The following is a 16,389-nucleotide window of genomic DNA, read 5'->3' as shown; positions in this document are numbered from 1 at the left end:
GCGTCGGCGGTGTGAGACCTCTGACTTCGCGCGCTCGGGCGGGCGTGCTCCTGATCGGCCTCGGCACGGTCCTTTCGGCGTGCCGAGGCGGGCTCTCGGTACCGCGTTCCGATTCCGCGCCCGAGGCGTCCACGTCGTACTCGGCTCCCTCGGTCGAGACCCGGACCCTGACCGTGACGCCCCCGGCGCCGGCTTCGTCTTCCGCACCCGGCCTCGAACCCGCCGCGATCGACCGGGTGTTCCAGGTCTACATGAACGGGCTGGCCAATCACGACATGACCGCGTTGCGCAGCGGCACCTGCCCGCGCCTGCGCGAGACGCTGCTCGGGTTCGAACTCCACGGGCACTACGTCGAGCGCTGGGAACTGCTGCCTTACTCCGTCCCAGCCGGACAAGAGTTCGTGACCGTGCAGGCCAAGGTCGCCCAACGAAGCGCACGGTCGGGCAGGCTGGCGGGCGACGTGGTCTACTCCTGGAACGTCGAGCGGAACGAGGACACGAACTACTACGTGTGCGGCTGGCTCGACTACCGCTGACCTGGGGAGACGGCCGGTGAACACAGTCGCGCGACTCGCACGGGACGAACGGGCGGATTTCGTGGCGTTCCTGCGAACGCTGACGCCCGCGCAGTGGGACGCGCCGACGTTGTGTTCGGAGTGGACGGTCCGGGAAGTGGTCGCCCATGTCGTCGACTACGACGCCCTGCGCCTCCGGGACCTGCTCGGCCAGGCCCTTCGAGCCGGTTTGCGGCTGAACCGGATGAACGCGCTCGGGGTCGCGCGCGAGCCCGGCCGGACACCGGACGAGCTGATCGCGAGGTTCGAGGAGCACCTCGAGCCGCGTGGCCTGACCTCCGCGTTCGGCGGACGGGTGGCGCTGCTCGACGGGCTCATCCACCATCAGGACATCCGGCGCCCGCTGGGTTTCCCTCGCGAGGTGCCGCCGGATCGGCTGCGTCACGCCTTGGCCTTCGCCCGCCACGCCCCGCCGGTCAAGGCAGGCCGTCGAGCACGCGGGCTCCGGCTCGTCGCCACGGACCTCGGCTGGTCGGCCGGGTCCGGGCCGGAAGTCCACGGCCGTGGTGAGGCACTCCTGCTGGCGATCGCGGGCCGGGCCGCCGCCCTCGGCGAGGTTTCCGGACCCGGCGCGGCGATCCTCGCGTCCAGGATGGACGGTCGCCACACTGCAGGATGAAGCCGGATCAGACCGCCACGGGAACGGCCACGGTGGCCATCCGGCGGCGGACGGCGTTGCCGAGCAGCAGCTGGCCGACGGCCGCGGCCAGGCACAAGGCCAGGCAGAACGTCCACAGCACCGGCGCGCCCAGCACCAGCAGCTGGGTTCCGCCGAGTGGGGCGACGAACGCCGCGAGGCCAGCCGCCGTGCCGTAAGCGCCGTTGTAGCGGCCTCGCAGATGAGGTGGGGCCAGTTCGGCCACGATCGCGACGCCCACCGACTGGATCACGATCTCTCCGAGCGTCCAGAACACCGCGCACGCCGCGTACACCAGTGTCGTCGACGCGAAGGCCGTGGCACCGAAACCCAGGCCCGTCAACAGGATCCCGCACGCGAGCACGCGCGAAGGGTCCCAACGGCCCAGCCGGTGACCCACCAGCGGCTGCACGACCACGATGACGACCCCGTTGACCGCCATCACCAGGCCGTACCCCGCCGGCGAAAGGCCGTCCTCTCTCATCGCCAGCGGCAGGGTGGCCAAGCTCTGCAGGAACACGAACGCGACCGCCAGCGAGATCAGCATCAACCCGACCATGACCCGGTCGCGCAGGACGACGGTGAAGCCACCCCGCTCCCGGGTCGGGCCGTCACCGCGCGTCTCCGGTACCGCCTTCCACACCAACAGGGCGAACAGCACGCACGTCGCCGCGTCCACCCAGAACAACGTCGTGAAGCCGGCGCGGGCCATCGTGCCGCCCAGCACCATCGCGATCGAGAAGCCGAGGTTGATCGCCCACAGCAGCAGCCCGAAAGCCCGCGTGCGGTCGGCGCCCGGCACCAGATCCGCCACGATCGACTGGGTCGCCGGGCGGAACACGTCGAGCGCCAGGCCGAGCAGCAGCGCGGCGACCGCGATCAGTTCGAGGCGCTCGACGTAACCCAGCACGAGCATGATCGCGCCGGTCGCGAGCATGCCGCCGGTCAGCGTCGCCCGCCGTCCGATGCGGTCGGCCAGCACGCCGCCGATCAGTTGCGAGAACACCTGCCCGATCCCGAGCAGTGCCAGCACGGTGCCCGCCGTCGCCACCGAAAGGCCGCGGTCGCTGGTCAGGTACAGCGCCAGGAACGGCAGCACCATCGTGCCGAGCCGGTTGACGAGCGTGCCCGTCCACAGCACCCAGAACGTTTTGGGCAGTCCGCCGAGCCGTGTCCGCAGGAACGCTTGTGCCGTCATGATTCCAGCTCGTAACAGCCCACACCGTCGAGGTACCGCAGCGTGCCGAGGTCACGCAGGACGTATTCCTCGAGCTCGTGCATGAACGTGACGACCACCGGGAACGTCGTGTCGTCGACGGTGCGGCGCAACGGCTTTCCCGGATGGGTCAGCACGAACATCTCGTGGAAGCTCTCCAGCCGCTCGATCTCCTCGAGCACCGTGTACCGGCGGAGCGTGCCTTCGACCGGTGAGAGCAGCGCGGACCAGGCGTAGTGCCGCTGGATCCGGTAGTCCTCGCCCCAGCGCTCGCGGAACCTCTCCGGCCGGAGCACCGCGTCGGCCATCCAGTCCAGCTGGGACTCGCCGATCGCGAGCCGTGCCAGATGCGGCAGGTCGCCGCCCGAAAGACGGGAACCCACCTCGATCAGCCGCGGTCCCTGTGGGGTCAGCTTGATCTCGACGTGCGCGGCCCCGTGCCGGATGCCCACCGCGTCGAGCACGGCGAACGCGTACTCCACCAGCTCGTCGTGGCCCGGCGCGCGACGCGGCACGATCTGACAGGCGCCGAGCAGGTCGGACACCCCGTTGATGGCGAACCGCGAACTCTTCCAGATGTCGCACACCTGGTGCAGTCCGTCCATGCTCACCGTGTTGACCATGTACTCGCTGCCGGCGAGATACTCCTGCGCCACGACGAAGTCGTTGTCCTCGGAGAACACGTTCTGGCGGCTGGTGATCGCGCGCAATGCCTCGACCGACCGCTCCGGGGTGTCGCAGAAGGCGACCCCGTCGCCACCGGCGCTGCGGTTCGGCTTGACCACGATCCGGCCACCGATTTCCCGGTGCCAGGCGGCGAGCTCCGCCTCATCGGCGGTCAGGAGCTGTCTCGCGCCATTGAGGCCGGCCGCGTCGACGGCCTCCCCCATGGCGAACTTGTCCCGCCGGGCCAAGGACAGGGCGGTGCCGTTCGACGGCACCCCCAGCGCCTCGCTGAGCATATCGGTGAACGCGACCGCGTATTCGCCGCCTGCCACGACCGCGACCGGCTCGTGCACGGACAGCGCGTCCAGCGTCTTCGTGAGATCACCGTCGTGGACGATGTTCTCGCGGTAGTTGCTCATGGTCGGCGAGGACGTCCGGTACTGCCCGGGCGCGTCGGGCGCGCTCTGCACCCGCACACATTCCGCGCCCAAGGCCAGAAATGTCGGCGCGATGTGCCGGGCGGTCTGCGGCAGCCCGTGATCGGCCGTTTCGTAGGTGTCCACGAGTACGACACAGGGCTTCGTCGACAAGTTTCACCTCTCAACAGGTGGAATCGAACACCGACGGTCCCATCCACCGTGATCAAACGGCATCTTCCCGCTTGCGCTCCCGTGCCCGCCTTCTTCCGTAGGGCGGTCCACGGCACGGCAGGAGAGGAAATCGCCTTTTGGAAGATGCGACGGTTTCCGCAACCTGTCCCGCCGCGCACCGAGAAGTGAAGTGAGGTCAGATGACGTCGACAGTCAACACGGAACCGTGGGAGAGAAATGCTGTAAAGCACGCCGACGAACGGTTGAACGGACCCCGGGATCCACAGTGGTGGTACACCGGGATCCGCCCGGAACCCGGCCGTTGCCCCGGTGTGGCCGAATCCGGCGAGATCAGGGCGCTGCCATTGCCCGACCTCTCCGTCTGCAGCCGCGAAGAGGTGCTGGACTACTTCGACAACGCCTGGACACTGCATGAGGTGATGTTCGCCGGACTGAAGGGCGCGGAGGCCTTCTACCGTCCGCCGGACCACAACCTGCGGCACCCGATGATCTTCTACTACGGCCACACGACTTCGCTGTACATCAACAAGCTGCGGGTTTCCGGGCTGCTGGACGCGCCGATCGACGCCTATCTCGAGCACATCCTGGAAATGGGTGTCGACGAGAACTCGTGGGACGACATGTCGAAGAACGAGATGGTGTGGCCGTCGGTTTCGGAGGTGAAGGACTACCGGGCCGAGGTGTACCGGACGGTCGTCGGCATCATCGAGACCACGCCGTTCGCCCCTGACCTCGGGCGGCCGGTGACGATGAACGACCAGGCGTGGGCCCTGCTGCTGTCCATCGAGCACGATCGCATCCACCTCGAGACCAGTTCGGTGCTGGTCCGCGAGATGCGGTCGCGCCTGGTCGAACGGCCCGCCGCGTGGCCGTCGCCGTCACCGCTGCGCCGCACCACCGAGTCCGGCAAACCCGAGCCGGGTTCCGTACCGGCCAACGGCACCGTCACCGTGCCCGGGCGCACGGCCCAGCTCGGCAAGCCGCTGTCCTTCCCGTCTTACGGCTGGGACAGCGCGTACGGCTCACGCCGCCAGGAACTGCCGGACTTCGAAGCGGCCCGCTGTCTCGTGAGCAACGGCGAGTTCCACGGATTCGTCGCCGACGGCGGCTACCGGCGGCCGGAGTTGTGGTCGGCGGAGGGCGAGGCTTGGCGCCGCTTCCGCAACACCAAGTGGCCGCGGTTCTGGATACCGACCGGCCCGACCGGGCTGCACGCGTTCCGGCTGCGCACGCTGTTCGACGAGATCGACATGCCGTGGGACTGGCCGGTGGTGGTGAACTACCACGAGGCCAAGGCGTTCGCCGCCTGGCGGTCCGAAAAGGAGGGCCGGGACTACCGGCTGCCGACCGAAGCGGAGTACTTCCTGTTGCGCGATCTGCCGGAACGTCCCGGCGTCGCGGACGACGTGGTCATGCGACTCGACGGCGCGCAGTTGCGTGAGGCAGGCGTCAACCTCGGCCTGGCTTGGGGTTCGGAAGGCCCTGTCGACCACTCACCGACGACCTCGCAGGGCTTGCACGACGCCGGCGGCAACCTGTGGACGTGGAGCGAAGACACCTTCAACCCACTCGAAGGCTTCACCCCGCATCCTTACTACGAGGACTTCTCGGTACCCAGTTACGGCGGGCAGCACCAGCTGATCCTCGGCGGGGCCTACATCAGCACCGGCGAACTCGGCAGCATCTGGGCGCGGCATTTCTACCGTCCGCATTTCCTGCAGCAGGCGGGGATCCGGCTGGTCGTGGCACCGGAATCCACTGTGGACAGTGAGGCCCGCGCCGAGCTCGACCGGGTGCTGCTCGGCCAGTACGGCGCCGCCGAACAGGCCTTCGGCCGGGCCGGGCACCCCCTGGCCGCGACCGCGGCGTATCCGGACCGGCTGACCGCGAGGTTCACCGAAGCCGCGACCGCGGCCGGCGTCGAGCTACGCCGGGTCGCGGATCTCGCCACCGCGGCGGGCGGGCTGGCGTTCTCCCTGGCCCGGCATCCGGTCGAGGTGGTCGGCCTGGACGACCGGCCGTCGTTCATCACCGCGGCCGACCGGCTCGCCGAAGGTACCGATGTCGGCTACCGGGTGCCGGGACGCGGGGAGCTGCACGCGCGGCGGCCGTCGCTCTCGGCGGGCGGCAGTGTCTCGTTCGTCCTCGCCGAGACCACCCGTCCACCCGCCGCTCTCGGCACTTTCGACGGCGTGGTCGTGGCGGACGCCTTCGACCGGCTCGGCGGCGCGGCGGGCTACCTGCGACCGCTCGTCGGTTCGGCGAACCTCCTGCGTGCCGGAGGACTGCTGCTCGTGGCGCTCCCGCGGGCATCGGCCGCCGAACTCGCGAACGTCCTCGGCGAGGCGTTCGAGCTGCTGTCGGAAGACACGGAGCCGAGCCTGACCAGGGTCGACGGCCGCCGGTACGAGATCACCGATCTGGAGGTCTCGATCTGGCGTAAGCGCTGACCCCGCCACAGGGCCGCATCAGGTGCTCCCGCATCTGGTGCGGCCCGACCTTCACCGCCCAACCGGCACGTGTCAGCTTCGCAGAGCGGTGGACAGCGCGCCGAAGGCGGCGTTCAACCGCTCACAGTGCGCGGTGACCACGGAGGCGAGATCGTCTCCGTCGAGGCGGCGCCGCACCGTCGCCACGGCGACGGTGCGGTACGCCGCGACGATCAGCGCGGCGACCAGCTCGCTGTCACCCGAGAACCGGGCGTCGTTCTCGAGCTCCTCGGCCAGCTCCGCCTCGATCTCGTGCTCGAACTCGCGCAGCCGTGCGATGAGCGCCCGCGAACCGGCGACGGTGCGCGCGAGCGGATCGCCCCCCTCGGCCAGTCCTGAGAGCGGATGTTGTTCCTCCGCGAGGGCGAGAGCCGTCCGGCGGAAGGCTTCGACGACACCCACGCCGTCCGGCCGCTCACGGATCGCGGCCCTGGCGATGCCGACGGCGTCGGGCAGCCTGTCGAGCGCGAGATCCTCTTTGCGATCGAAGTGCGCGAACACCGTCACCTTCGAGACACCGGCCGCGGCGGCGACCTCGGCGACGGTGACGTCGTCGAAATCGCGCTCCAGGAACAGCTCTGTCGCGACGGCGGCGATATGCGCCCGTGTCTTCGCCCCGCCCCTGTCTCCTCGCTTCGCCATGTGACAACCGTACCTTTACTCGTTAAGCTTACCAAGTAAACTTACCGAGTAAAGATTGGAGTGCTGTCATGCGTAACGATGTGATCGTCGTCGGAGCGGGGCCCACCGGCCTCTTCCTCGCGAGCGAGCTGGCCTTGCGGGGAGTGCGGGTGACCGTGCTGGAGCGGCTCGAAGAGCCCGATCAGACGATCAAGTCCGGTTCGATCAACGTCGCCAGCGCGGAGATCCTCGACCGGCGCGGCCTGCTTCCCGCCGCGGAAGAGGTGCAGCGCGGTCGCCTCGCCGCCTCCGGCGCCTTCACCACCGGACGCATGAACCAAACCGTGCGCGCGCTCGAGGACGCGGCCAACGAGAAGTCCCGCCGGTTCGCGGTCATCGGGCATTTCGCGGGACTCATGTTCCGGCACGACCTCGTCGACCAGGACGATCCGGTGCTGGCCGCGCACACCGCCGTGGCCAACGGCATCTGGGTGCCGCAGCACGATCTCGAACTGCTTCTCGGAGCACATTGCGCCCGGCTCGGCGTCGAGATCCGCCGCGGCGTCGAGGTGCGGGGGCTGCGTGGCACGGGCACGGACCTGGACGACGATGCCGACGTCGTCGTCGAGACCGGCGCCGGTGACTTCACGGCCGGATGGGTCGTGGCGGCCGACGGCGGCCGGAGCGTCATCCGCAGGAGACTCGGCGTCGATTTCGCGGGCACCGACCCGGAACTCGTCGGATATCAGGCGATCGCCGAGTTCGAGGACCCGAGCGAGTTGCGCCGCGGCTGGAATTGGACCCCTCGCGGCATCTACACCTACGGCCCGGTCCCCGGACGCATCCTCGTCGCCCGGTTCGCGCCGCAGCCGGAGGATCGCGACGCGCCCGTGACCGTCGAGGAACTGCAGAGCGCGGTGCGGGAGGTCAGCGGGGTCCCCGTGACGATCACCGGTCTGCACGGCCGGGCGACCCGATGGTCGGACAACGCCCGTCAGGCACGGACCTACCGTCGCGGCCGGGTGTTCCTCGCGGGCGACGCCGCCCACGTGCATTCCCCGTTCAGCGCGCAGGGTCTCAACCTCGGCCTCGGCGACGCGGTCAACCTCGGCTGGAAACTCGCCGCGACCATCCTGGGCACGGCTCCGGCGGGACTGCTCGACACCTACCACTCCGAACGGCATCCGATCGGCGCGTGGGTACTGGACTGGACGAGGGCTCAGGTCGCCCTCATGCGTGGCGACGAACGCACCGCACAGTTGCGGAAGGTGATCGACGACGATCTGTTCACCGTTCCGGGCGCGACGAACCACATGATCGCGCTGTCCTCCGGGATCCTGCAGCGGTACGACGTCGCCGAGGACGGCGAGGACCCGGTCGGCTCCATCACCGGTGACGCCGAGCTGAGCACCGGAGGCCGTCTCGCGGACCACGCCCACGACGGCCGTTTCGTTCTCGTCGACCGGTCCGCCGAGAGCCGGTACGCGGAAGCGGTCCGCGGCCTGGAGCACCGGATCGCCTACGTGGCGGATCCCGATGCTTCGCAGCCGAGCCTGTTCGTGCGTCCGGACGGGATCATCGCGTGGGCGGACAACGTCTCCGACGACAACGCGAGGAAGCTGCTCGACACCGCGATCGAGCGCTGGGCCGGCGTCTGACCACCCATGGATCCCGAGGGCGGCGGAGCCTCGCTCCTCCGCCCTCGTCCGGCCGGATCAGCAACGTCACACCGCCATGATCACCCTGTCGGGCAAGGTGTCCGTAGAATCCGGTGACGATGCGACGTTTCCGGTGGTGGTGGGGTGCTCTCGCGCTCACGTTCGTGGTGGTTCTCGTCGGGTTCATTGCCTTTGCCGGGTCGGAAAGCCGTCCGGGGCAGCCGTCCCCGCGCCAAGGCCCGCCGGGAACGGGGCCGCTGACGGTCGTCTCCATCGGCGACAGCACCGTTTCGGGCGAGGGCGCGGGCGACTACACGCTGACGACCAACGGGCAGGGCGGCAACTGGTGCCACCGCTCCCCCAAGGCCTTCGTCGAGCAGATCAAGATCCCCGATGTCACCGCGCGGGTGAACCTCGCGTGTTCGGGGGCGCCATCCGAGCAGATCGCCCTCGGCGAGGCCAAGCAGTGGACCGAACCGTCGCAGGCTCAGCAGCTCGCACAGCTGATCAAGGACCACCGGGTCGCCGCGGTGGTGATCGCGGTCGGCGCGAACGACGAGCCGAAGTTCTCCGCTCAGGTCAGCGAGTGCTTCAAGGCGTGGTTCTCTCCGCAGAGCCCGCCGTGCAGCGAGGCGCTTCGCGCCACCTGGAAGTCCAAAGTGGACGCCATGGTGCCGAAGGTGACCAACGCCGTCGCGGACGTCAAGAAGGTGCTGGCGCAGGCCGGCTACGTCCCGGCGGACTACCAGCTCGTGCTGATGTCGTACGCCTCGCCCGTCGGCCCGCAGATCCCGGAGGCACTGCGCAGCCTCAACGGTTGCCCGTTCCGTACCGAGGATCTGGAGTGGATGCGCCGCGACGGCGTCTCCGTCCTCTCCGACGGGCTCAAGCAGGCGTCGAGGGCGACCAGTTCGCGATTCCTCGACCTCTCCCGGGCCGGCGCCGGGCGCGAGGCGTGCAGCAGCGACCCGGCGAACGAGTGGTTCAGCAGGCTGACCCTGCAGCTGCGCGACCTCGGCCAGGTCGACCGCGCGAGCCACGCGCTGCAGGAGTCGTTCCACCCCAACGCGAACGGGCACGCGCAGATCGCGAACTGCCTCAACGAGTTCCTCGCCGCCCGCGGCGGGAACGCGTCGTGTCTCTCGGGAGCCGACGGCAAGCTGCACGCGGCGCCCGAGGTCATCGCCCGCTAGCACCGGATCACGCTGCCCTGCTCCTCGGCGCTCGGCCGGGTATCAGCCGCGGGCCTCGATCGACAGATCGCCGCTGTTGAACGCGCGGCCCCTGTCGCTGGCGAGCAGGTCGTGTGGGTAGCCGAGTTCGATCGCGCTGGCCTGGTCGAGGCGGGCCAGCTGGGCGGCGGTGAAGCCGACCTCCAGCGCGCCGAGATTGTCCTCCAGCTGCGCGGGGGTGCGCGCGCCGACGATCGGTGCCGTCACGCCCGGGTTCTGCAGGGTCCAAGCCAGTCCGACCTGGCCGGGTGGGCGGCCCATCTCCGTGGCGACCGCCTTCAGGACGTCCGCGATCGCGAGGTTGCGTTCGGTGACGTCGCCGTTGGCGATGTTGAAGCCCTTGCGGGTGCCGTCGGCGTCGACCTTCGCCGCGGTCAGGTCGTCACGGCTGTACTTGCCGGCGAGCACCCCGCCTGCCAGCGGTGAATACGGGATCACTCCCAGCCCCAGCTCGCGTGCCATGGGGATCAGGTCCCGCTCCGCGGTGCGCTGGACCAGGTTGTATTCGACCTGCAGCGCGACCAGCGGCGACCAGCCGCGCAGGTCGGCGATCGCCTGCATGCGCGACACCTGCCAGGCCGGGACGTTGGACATCGCCACGTACAGGACCTTGCCCTGGCGGACCAGGTCGTCCAGGCCGCGCAGGACCTCGTCGACCGACGTCGTGAAATCCCACACGTGCAGGTAGAGCAGATCGAGGTAGTCCGTGTTCAGCCGTCGCAGACTGGTTTCCACCGACGCGAACAAGGTCTTGCGGTGACTGCCCCCGGAATTGGGATCGCCCGGCCGGCTCAGCGTCGAGTATTTCGTTGCCAGCACGAGGCTTTCGCGGTTGTCGCGGGTGAATTCGCCCAGCAGGCGTTCGGAGCTGCCATTGGTGTAGGTGTTCGCGGTGTCGATGAAGTTGCCGCCGCGCTCGACGTAGCGGTCGAACAGCTTGCGCGCGTCGTCCTGCTCGGCGCCCCAGCCCCACTCGGTGCCGAAGGTCGCCGCGCCCAGCGCCAGCGGGGATACCCGCAGCCCGGAGCGGCCCAGCAGCCGGTAGGTGTCGAGGGTGAGCGACATCGTGTCCTCCTGTGCTCGTGATCGGTTGTCGAAGGCAAGTCTGCGACCACCGCGAGCCGGGGATAAGGGAGAGAAGATCCTGGGAACAGCAGTCCTACCCTCGCTGTTGCACCGGACATGACGACCCGCACCGTGGACACGACACAGGAGCTGGCCGCGTTCCTGCGCACCCGGCGCGAGCGCCTGGACCCGCACGATTTCGGCCTGCCGTCGCGTCGGCAGGCCCGGCGCACCCCGGGGTTACGCCGCGAAGAGGTCGCCGAACTGGCGGGCGTCAGCATCGACTACATCGTGCGGCTGGAACAGGCCCGCGGGCTGCGGCCCTCGGCGGACGTGGTGGAGGCGCTGGCGGGCGCTTTGCGCCTGGCCCCTGACGAACGCGCCTACCTTTTCGACCTGGCCCGGCAGCGCCCCCGCACCGCCGACAAGCTCGCCACCACCGCGGCGGCGCCACTGGCACGGCTGGTCGCCGACCTGTCGCCCCTGCCCGCCATGCTGCTGAACCACCGCTACGACATCCTGGCCTGGAACGGCGAAATAGCGAGGCTGCTCCTGGATTTCGACACCTTGCCACCGCCACAGCGCAATGCGATGTGGCTGTGCCTGATGCATCCGGGAATGCGTGAGTTCTACGTCGACCGCGAACGGGTCGTGCGGGAGGGCGTCGCCCACCTGCGCGCCGCGTGGGCCGCGCATCCGGAGGATCAGGCGTTGACCGACCTCATCGCCGAATTCACCACGGGCGACGAGGACTTCGCGCGCTGGTGGGCCGAGCGGGACGTCAAGGTCAGGGGCCGCGGACGCAAGGTGCTGCGGCATCCTGACGTCGGCACGATCGCGGTGGATTTCGAAACGCTCACGCCACTTCAAGACACGGACCAGCTGCTGGTGATCTACCGCGCCGCGGACGAGGAGAGCCAGTCGGCACTGGACCGGTTGCGCCCACGGTGATCCGGTACTAGAGATCCAGTGCCGCGCGCAAGGCGATGTCGATGCGCTCCTGGACCTCTTGGTCGATCTCCGCGATCTTCTCGTCGAACCACGGCCGGTACAGGCGCGTGAGGTTCAGCGTGGAGACCCAGTAGCGCGCGTCGACGGCGACCCCGAGGATGTCCTGCGGGTCGCGGTCGAGCAGTTCGGTGCCGAGCAGCCACGGCCGCTCGGATTCGTTCACCCCGTCCGAGGACAGCAGCACGACGGTGCGCTGCCGTGCCGGTTCGGTCGGGGGGTGGTACGTCCAGACTTCACCCCTGTGCACGCAGATCCTTCTCCGCGGCTGTCAGCTCGGCCTCGTCCGATTCGGCGGACGGTGCGACCGGAGCTCGCTGCGGGGTGTACCCGGTGCGGACGGCTTCCCTGCGGGCTGCCTTGGACAACCACGACGAAACCGAGATCCCGTGCGCTTTGGCCGCCCGTTCGGCGAACTCGAGCGCACCGCTGTCGAGTGAGAGTGTGACCTTACGTGTTGCCATACCTTTTATCGTACCAGCGCCGCGCAAGCCCACCCGGTCAGTGAGAAAGACCTGATGAGAGCGTCGGCGAGCGTCCCTCGAACGGAGTCGACAGCACCACCGTGGTCCGGGTCGAGACCTTCGCGGACTCGCGGATGCGGCGGAGCAGGTCCTCCAGGCCGAGCGGCGAAGCCACCCGGACCAGGAGGATGTACGACTCGTCCCCGGCGACCGAGTAGCAGGACTCGATCTCCTTGATGTGCTCGAGACGCTGCGGATAGTCGTCCGGCGCGGCCGGATCGTTCGGCGTCAGCGAGATCAGCGCGGTGAGCGGGAGGCCGATCTGCTCGCCGTCGAGCCGTGCGGTGTACCCGAGGATCACGCCGCGCTGTTCCAACCGCCGCACCCGTTGGTGCACCGCCGACACCGAGAGTCCGACCCGCTCGGCGAGGTCGGTGAAACTGCGCCGCCCGTCCGCGGCCAGTTCACCGACGATGGCCTGGTCCAGCGGCTCCAGAGAACCGGTCATGCGTCGAGCACGATCAGGTCGTGCGGACGCTGGTTGACCGACTCGACACCGTCCTCGGTGACCACGACGATGTCCTCGATGCGGGCGCCCCAGCGGCCCGGCTGGTAGATGCCGGGCTCGACGCTGAAGGCCATGCCCGGCTCGAGCGGCAGCGCGTTGCCCTTGATGATGTAGGGCTCCTCGTGCACGTCGAGGCCGATGCCGTGACCGGTGCGGTGGATGAAGAACTCGCCGTAGCCCGCGCCGTCGATGATGTCGCGCGCGGCGGCGTCGATCTGCTCGGCGGTCACGCCGGGGCGGACGGCCTCGACCGCGGCGCGCTGGGCCCGCTGCAGGACGGCGTACGTCTCGGCGACGTCGGCGTCGCGCGGCTCGCCGACCGCGTACGTGCGGGTGGAGTCGGAGTTGTAGCCCTCGGCGATCGGGCCGCCGATGTCGACCACGACGACGTCGCCGCGCTCGATGACCCGCTCGGAGACGTCGTGGTGCGGGCTGGCGCCGTTCGGGCCCGAGCCGACGATCACGAAGTCGGCGTGGGTGTGGCCCTCTTCGACGATCGCGGCGGTGATGTCCGCGCCGACCTCGGCCTCGGTACGGCCCGGCCGCAGCCACTCGTGGACCCGCGCGTGGACGCGGTCGATGGCGGCGCCCGCGTCGCGCAGCGCCTGGATCTCGGCCGCGTCCTTGCGCATCCGCAGTTCGCGCACGATCGGCCCGGCCAGCGTCTGGTCGGCGTCGCCGAGAGCGCCGCGGAAGGCGAGCACGTGCAGTGCCGGGGTGAAGTCGCTGACCGCGACCCGGCCGGGCTTGCCCAGCCTGTCGGCGACCAGTTCGTAGGCGTTGTCCCCGTCGACCCAGGTGACGACCTCGATGCCGAGTTCGTCCGCGGGGACGTCGGCGTAGCCGGGAGCTTCCAGCTTCGGCAGCACCAGCGCCGGGACGCCGTCGGCCGGGATCACCAGCGTGGTCAGCCGTTCGAAGGAGCCCCCGGCCTGGCCGATCAGGTAGCGCAGGTCCGAGCCGGGCGCGATCAGCAGGGCGTCGGTGTCCGCGGCGGCCGCGGCGGCACGGGCCCTGTCGAGGCGAGCGCGGAGGCTGGCGGTGTCGGGGGCGGGGTTGTGAAGGGAACGGCGCGACATGACGCCGAGCCTAGTCGGTCCGCACCCCTTGGTTCACCAGCCGGTCACCCCCGATCGGGGCGGGATCGTCGAGCCCGCGCCAAACCCGGAAGATCGCCGGGAAGGTTCCGGCGATCAGGTACAGGCCACCGAACACGGCGAGCGCGCCGACGAGCCCCACACCGTCCAGCAGCAGCCCGGCCGCCATCGAGCCGAGCGGCATCGCGGCGAGCACCCCGCCCACGAGAAGGCTGAGCACGCGGCCCCGGACCGCTTCCGGCACCCGTTCGTAGACCACCGGGAGCACGATCGGGTTGAGCGCGCCCGCGCCGATCCCGGCGACCGCCAGTCCGGCGAGCAGGACGGCCGGCGCCGGTTCCAGCGCGAGCAGGGCGAATCTCGGCGCGCCTTCGATCGCGACGGCGACCAGGATCGCCGAGCGGCGCGAGAACCGGTGCCCGATCCAGCCGTAGAGCGCCGAACCGACCAGCGCGCCCGCCGCGACGGCGGTGATCATCGCGCCGATGAGCGCGGTGCTGTGCAGGACTTGGTCGCCGTAGGCCGGGTACAGGACGCCGAGCAGGCCGAAGTCGAGGCTGTTGGTGAGCATCAGCATGCCGACGATCGCGCGCAGGACGGCGTCGCGTTTGACGTACCCCAGCCCTTCGCGCAGTTCCTTGAGGTAACCGCCCGACGGTGGTCTCGGCGGACCGGCCGCGGCGGGGATCAGGGCGAACACCAGCGCGGCGGACAGCAGGAGCGCGCCGGCGTCGACGAACAGCACCGGGATCGGCCCGATCAGGGCGATGAGCGCGCCCGCCGCGGGGCCGCCGACCATCCGGCCGGTGCGCATCGCCGCTTCGACGGCGCTCGCGGCGCGGCTCGTGCGGATCCCGCCCGCTTCGGCGACTCCGGCGAGCAGTACCTGTTTCGCCGTGTCGGCGGGACCGCGGGACACGCCCATCACGAACGACAGCGCGATCAGCCCCGGCAGGCCGAGTCCCGTGGTGTTCATGGCGAGCGGGATCAGCAGCACCGTGACGGTGGTCAGCAGATCGGCGCCGACGCTGGCCCGTCGCGTGCCGACCCGGTCGACGATCGGCCCGCCCAGCAGCGCGGCGACCATCAGGCCCAGCACCTCGGCCGTGGTGACGAGACCGGTCTTGGTGCCGCTGCCGGTGCTCTGCAGGACGAACCAGGGAATCGCGAGCAGTGTCATCATCACCCCGGCCGAGGAGATCCCCGAAGCCGCGACCAGGGCCCCCAGTGGCAGCCTGCTCATGGGTGTTCCGGCCGCGATCGTCTGGGGAAGGCCGCCCAGTGCACGCGGACCTGGGTGTCGCCATCCTTCTCCGGACGGCGATAGCGGTCGATCACCTCGAGGATCTCGTCGCTCAGCGCGGCCGCCTCGTCGGGAGTCAGCGGGAGTGGCGAGTCGTGGAAGCTGACCTTGTCGATCCACTCGTCGGCCCAGTCCCGCACTTCGGCGACGAACTGCGCCTCGGCGGCGTGGCGCCGCTCGATCATCGTGTGGGCGTACGCGTTGAAAGGACCGGCGAGGTCCGGGTCGTCGATGAAGTCCGCGGCGCGCATCTGGTCGCCTTCGTGCACGGCCTTCCACCACCGGTCACGCCTGCTGCCGCGTTCGGCGTCGTCGGTGATCAAGCCACATTCGGCCAGCTGGCGCAGATGCCAGCTCGTGGTCCCGGAACTCTCCCCCACCCGCTTCGCCAGTCCAGACGCCGTGGCCGGGCCGTCCTCGCGCAGCAGCTCCAGGATCCTGACCCGCAGCGGATGCGACAACGCTCGCAGAAGGCGGCCGTCGATCCGCGCGAGATACCTCTCGCTCTTCCCCATGGCTCGCAGCCTATAACCGCAGAGAACTCTTTGCAAAGAGTTCTCTGCGGTTGACTTCCCGCCACGAGCCGATTCTGGAGTTTGACCTCAACCTAAGTTCAGGTTTTACGGTCTTGGCATGACAACGAACTCGCCCTATCAGCTCGCCGTCGTGATCAGCAGCGTCCGCGAGGGCCGCTTCGCTCCCGTGGTCGCGAACTGGTTCCTCGATCGCGCCAAACAGCGCGACGACCTGGCCCTGACCGTCATCGACCTCGCCGAAACCCCCGAAGGCCTCTCCTCCGGTGTCGCCACCGCGGACGCCGTCGTCGTGATCGTCCCCGAGTACAACCACAGCTATCCCGGCCCGTTCAAGAGCGCGCTCGACGCCACCGGCCCCGAATGGCACGGAAAGCCGGTCGCTTTCGTCTCCTACGGCGGGATCTCCGGCGGCCTGCGCGCGGTCGAGCACCTCCGCCCGGTCTTCGCCGAACTCCACGCCATGACGATCCGCGAAACCGTGAGCTTTCCCTACGCCTGGAACAACTTCGGATCCGACGGCGAGCACTTGGACGCCGACGGAGCCGATCTCGCGGCGACCACGCTGCTGAACCAGCTGAACTGGTGGGCCACCGCGCTGCGGACCGCGCGGCAGGTCCGGCCCTACGCCGCCTGATCGGTGTCC

17 protein-coding genes are annotated in these 16,389 nt (G+C 69.6%); 7 read left to right on the top strand and 10 right to left on the bottom strand.

Going from position 1 to position 16,389, the window contains the following annotated elements; all coding sequences use genetic code 11:
- Positions 1-11: 11 nt before the first annotated feature.
- Together ACZ5IK_RS26225 and ACZ5IK_RS26220 are read left to right on the top strand one after the other, a co-directional pair.
- The gene (locus ACZ5IK_RS26225; RefSeq protein WP_465490083.1) at positions 12-536 is read left to right on the top strand and encodes a hypothetical protein; all 525 of its coding nucleotides are present in this window, start codon (positions 12-14) and stop codon (positions 534-536) included.
- Between the two features lie 16 nt (positions 537-552).
- The gene (locus ACZ5IK_RS26220) at positions 553-1,194 is read left to right on the top strand and encodes a maleylpyruvate isomerase family mycothiol-dependent enzyme (protein ID WP_465490082.1); all 642 of its coding nucleotides are present in this window, start codon (positions 553-555) and stop codon (positions 1,192-1,194) included.
- Positions 1,195-1,201: 7 nt separating this feature from the next.
- Here the strand turns inward: ACZ5IK_RS26220 and ACZ5IK_RS26215 are convergent, their stop codons facing one another.
- Positions 1,202-2,410 carry an MDR family MFS transporter gene (locus ACZ5IK_RS26215; RefSeq protein ID WP_465490081.1) on the bottom strand — a complete coding sequence of 403 codons (1,209 nt, stop codon included), beginning with the start codon at positions 2,408-2,410 and terminating at the stop codon, positions 1,202-1,204.
- Positions 2,407-3,684 carry an ATP-grasp domain-containing protein gene (locus ACZ5IK_RS26210; RefSeq protein WP_465490080.1) on the bottom strand — a complete coding sequence of 426 codons (1,278 nt, stop codon included), beginning with the start codon at positions 3,682-3,684 and terminating at the stop codon, positions 2,407-2,409. The genes ACZ5IK_RS26215 and ACZ5IK_RS26210 overlap by 4 nt, the downstream gene beginning before the upstream one ends.
- 200 nt (positions 3,685-3,884) lie before the next feature.
- On the opposite strand from ACZ5IK_RS26210, the gene ovoA reads away from it, so the two are divergent.
- Positions 3,885-6,155, top strand: coding sequence for a 5-histidylcysteine sulfoxide synthase (ovoA, locus tag ACZ5IK_RS26205; RefSeq protein WP_465490079.1), 2,271 nt, complete (start codon positions 3,885-3,887; stop codon positions 6,153-6,155).
- A gap of 72 nt (positions 6,156-6,227) precedes the next feature.
- Here the strand turns inward: ovoA and ACZ5IK_RS26200 are convergent, their stop codons facing one another.
- The gene (locus ACZ5IK_RS26200; RefSeq protein ID WP_465490078.1) at positions 6,228-6,836 is read right to left on the bottom strand and encodes a TetR family transcriptional regulator; all 609 of its coding nucleotides are present in this window, start codon (positions 6,834-6,836) and stop codon (positions 6,228-6,230) included.
- Between the two features lie 68 nt (positions 6,837-6,904).
- Between ACZ5IK_RS26200 and ACZ5IK_RS26195 the strand changes: the two genes are divergently transcribed.
- Together ACZ5IK_RS26195 and ACZ5IK_RS26190 are read left to right on the top strand one after the other, a co-directional pair.
- Positions 6,905-8,473 carry an FAD-dependent oxidoreductase gene (locus ACZ5IK_RS26195; protein WP_465490077.1) on the top strand — a complete coding sequence of 523 codons (1,569 nt, stop codon included), beginning with the start codon at positions 6,905-6,907 and terminating at the stop codon, positions 8,471-8,473.
- 119 nt (positions 8,474-8,592) lie between these two features.
- Positions 8,593-9,666 (top strand): GDSL-type esterase/lipase family protein, encoded by a 1,074-nt coding sequence (locus ACZ5IK_RS26190; RefSeq protein WP_465490076.1) that lies wholly within the window; start codon positions 8,593-8,595, stop codon positions 9,664-9,666.
- A 42-nt stretch (positions 9,667-9,708) separates the two neighbouring features.
- Here ACZ5IK_RS26190 and ACZ5IK_RS26185 read toward each other — a convergent pair whose 3' ends face one another.
- A complete protein-coding gene (locus ACZ5IK_RS26185) occupies positions 9,709-10,770 on the bottom strand; it encodes an aldo/keto reductase (protein ID WP_465490075.1) in 1,062 nt (353 codons plus the stop codon).
- 117 nt (positions 10,771-10,887) lie between these two features.
- Between ACZ5IK_RS26185 and ACZ5IK_RS26180 the strand changes: the two genes are divergently transcribed.
- A complete protein-coding gene (locus ACZ5IK_RS26180; protein ID WP_465490074.1) occupies positions 10,888-11,721 on the top strand; it encodes a helix-turn-helix transcriptional regulator in 834 nt (277 codons plus the stop codon).
- Positions 11,722-11,728: 7 nt separating this feature from the next.
- Here ACZ5IK_RS26180 and ACZ5IK_RS26175 read toward each other — a convergent pair whose 3' ends face one another.
- From ACZ5IK_RS26175 to ACZ5IK_RS26150, 6 genes are read right to left on the bottom strand one after another with little or no spacing between them, the layout of a single operon-like run.
- Entirely contained in the window at positions 11,729-12,028 is a 300-nt protein-coding gene (locus ACZ5IK_RS26175; protein ID WP_005150941.1) for a hypothetical protein, read from the bottom strand.
- Positions 12,015-12,242, bottom strand: a complete 228-nt coding sequence (locus ACZ5IK_RS26170; protein ID WP_076166772.1) for a hypothetical protein — start codon at positions 12,240-12,242, stop codon at positions 12,015-12,017. Before ACZ5IK_RS26170 ends, ACZ5IK_RS26175 begins: the two co-directional genes overlap by 14 nt.
- A gap of 37 nt (positions 12,243-12,279) precedes the next feature.
- Positions 12,280-12,750, bottom strand: coding sequence for an Lrp/AsnC family transcriptional regulator (locus ACZ5IK_RS26165; protein ID WP_101607711.1), 471 nt, complete (start codon positions 12,748-12,750; stop codon positions 12,280-12,282).
- Positions 12,747-13,889, bottom strand: a complete 1,143-nt coding sequence (locus tag ACZ5IK_RS26160) for a M24 family metallopeptidase (RefSeq protein ID WP_101607710.1) — start codon at positions 13,887-13,889, stop codon at positions 12,747-12,749. The genes ACZ5IK_RS26165 and ACZ5IK_RS26160 overlap by 4 nt, the downstream gene beginning before the upstream one ends.
- 10 nt (positions 13,890-13,899) lie before the next feature.
- Positions 13,900-15,150, bottom strand: coding sequence for an MFS transporter (locus ACZ5IK_RS26155; protein WP_465490073.1), 1,251 nt, complete (start codon positions 15,148-15,150; stop codon positions 13,900-13,902).
- A complete protein-coding gene (locus ACZ5IK_RS26150) occupies positions 15,147-15,725 on the bottom strand; it encodes an ArsR/SmtB family transcription factor (protein WP_465490072.1) in 579 nt (192 codons plus the stop codon). Before ACZ5IK_RS26150 ends, ACZ5IK_RS26155 begins: the two co-directional genes overlap by 4 nt.
- Positions 15,726-15,843: 118 nt before the next feature.
- Between ACZ5IK_RS26150 and ACZ5IK_RS26145 the strand changes: the two genes are divergently transcribed.
- A complete protein-coding gene (locus tag ACZ5IK_RS26145) occupies positions 15,844-16,380 on the top strand; it encodes an NADPH-dependent FMN reductase (RefSeq protein ID WP_465490071.1) in 537 nt (178 codons plus the stop codon).
- The last annotated feature ends 9 nt before the right edge of the window (positions 16,381-16,389 follow it).

The sequence above is a fragment of the Amycolatopsis sp. NPDC031561 genome, assembly GCF_055580625.1.
This window is presented reverse-complemented; position numbering and strand designations above follow the sequence as displayed.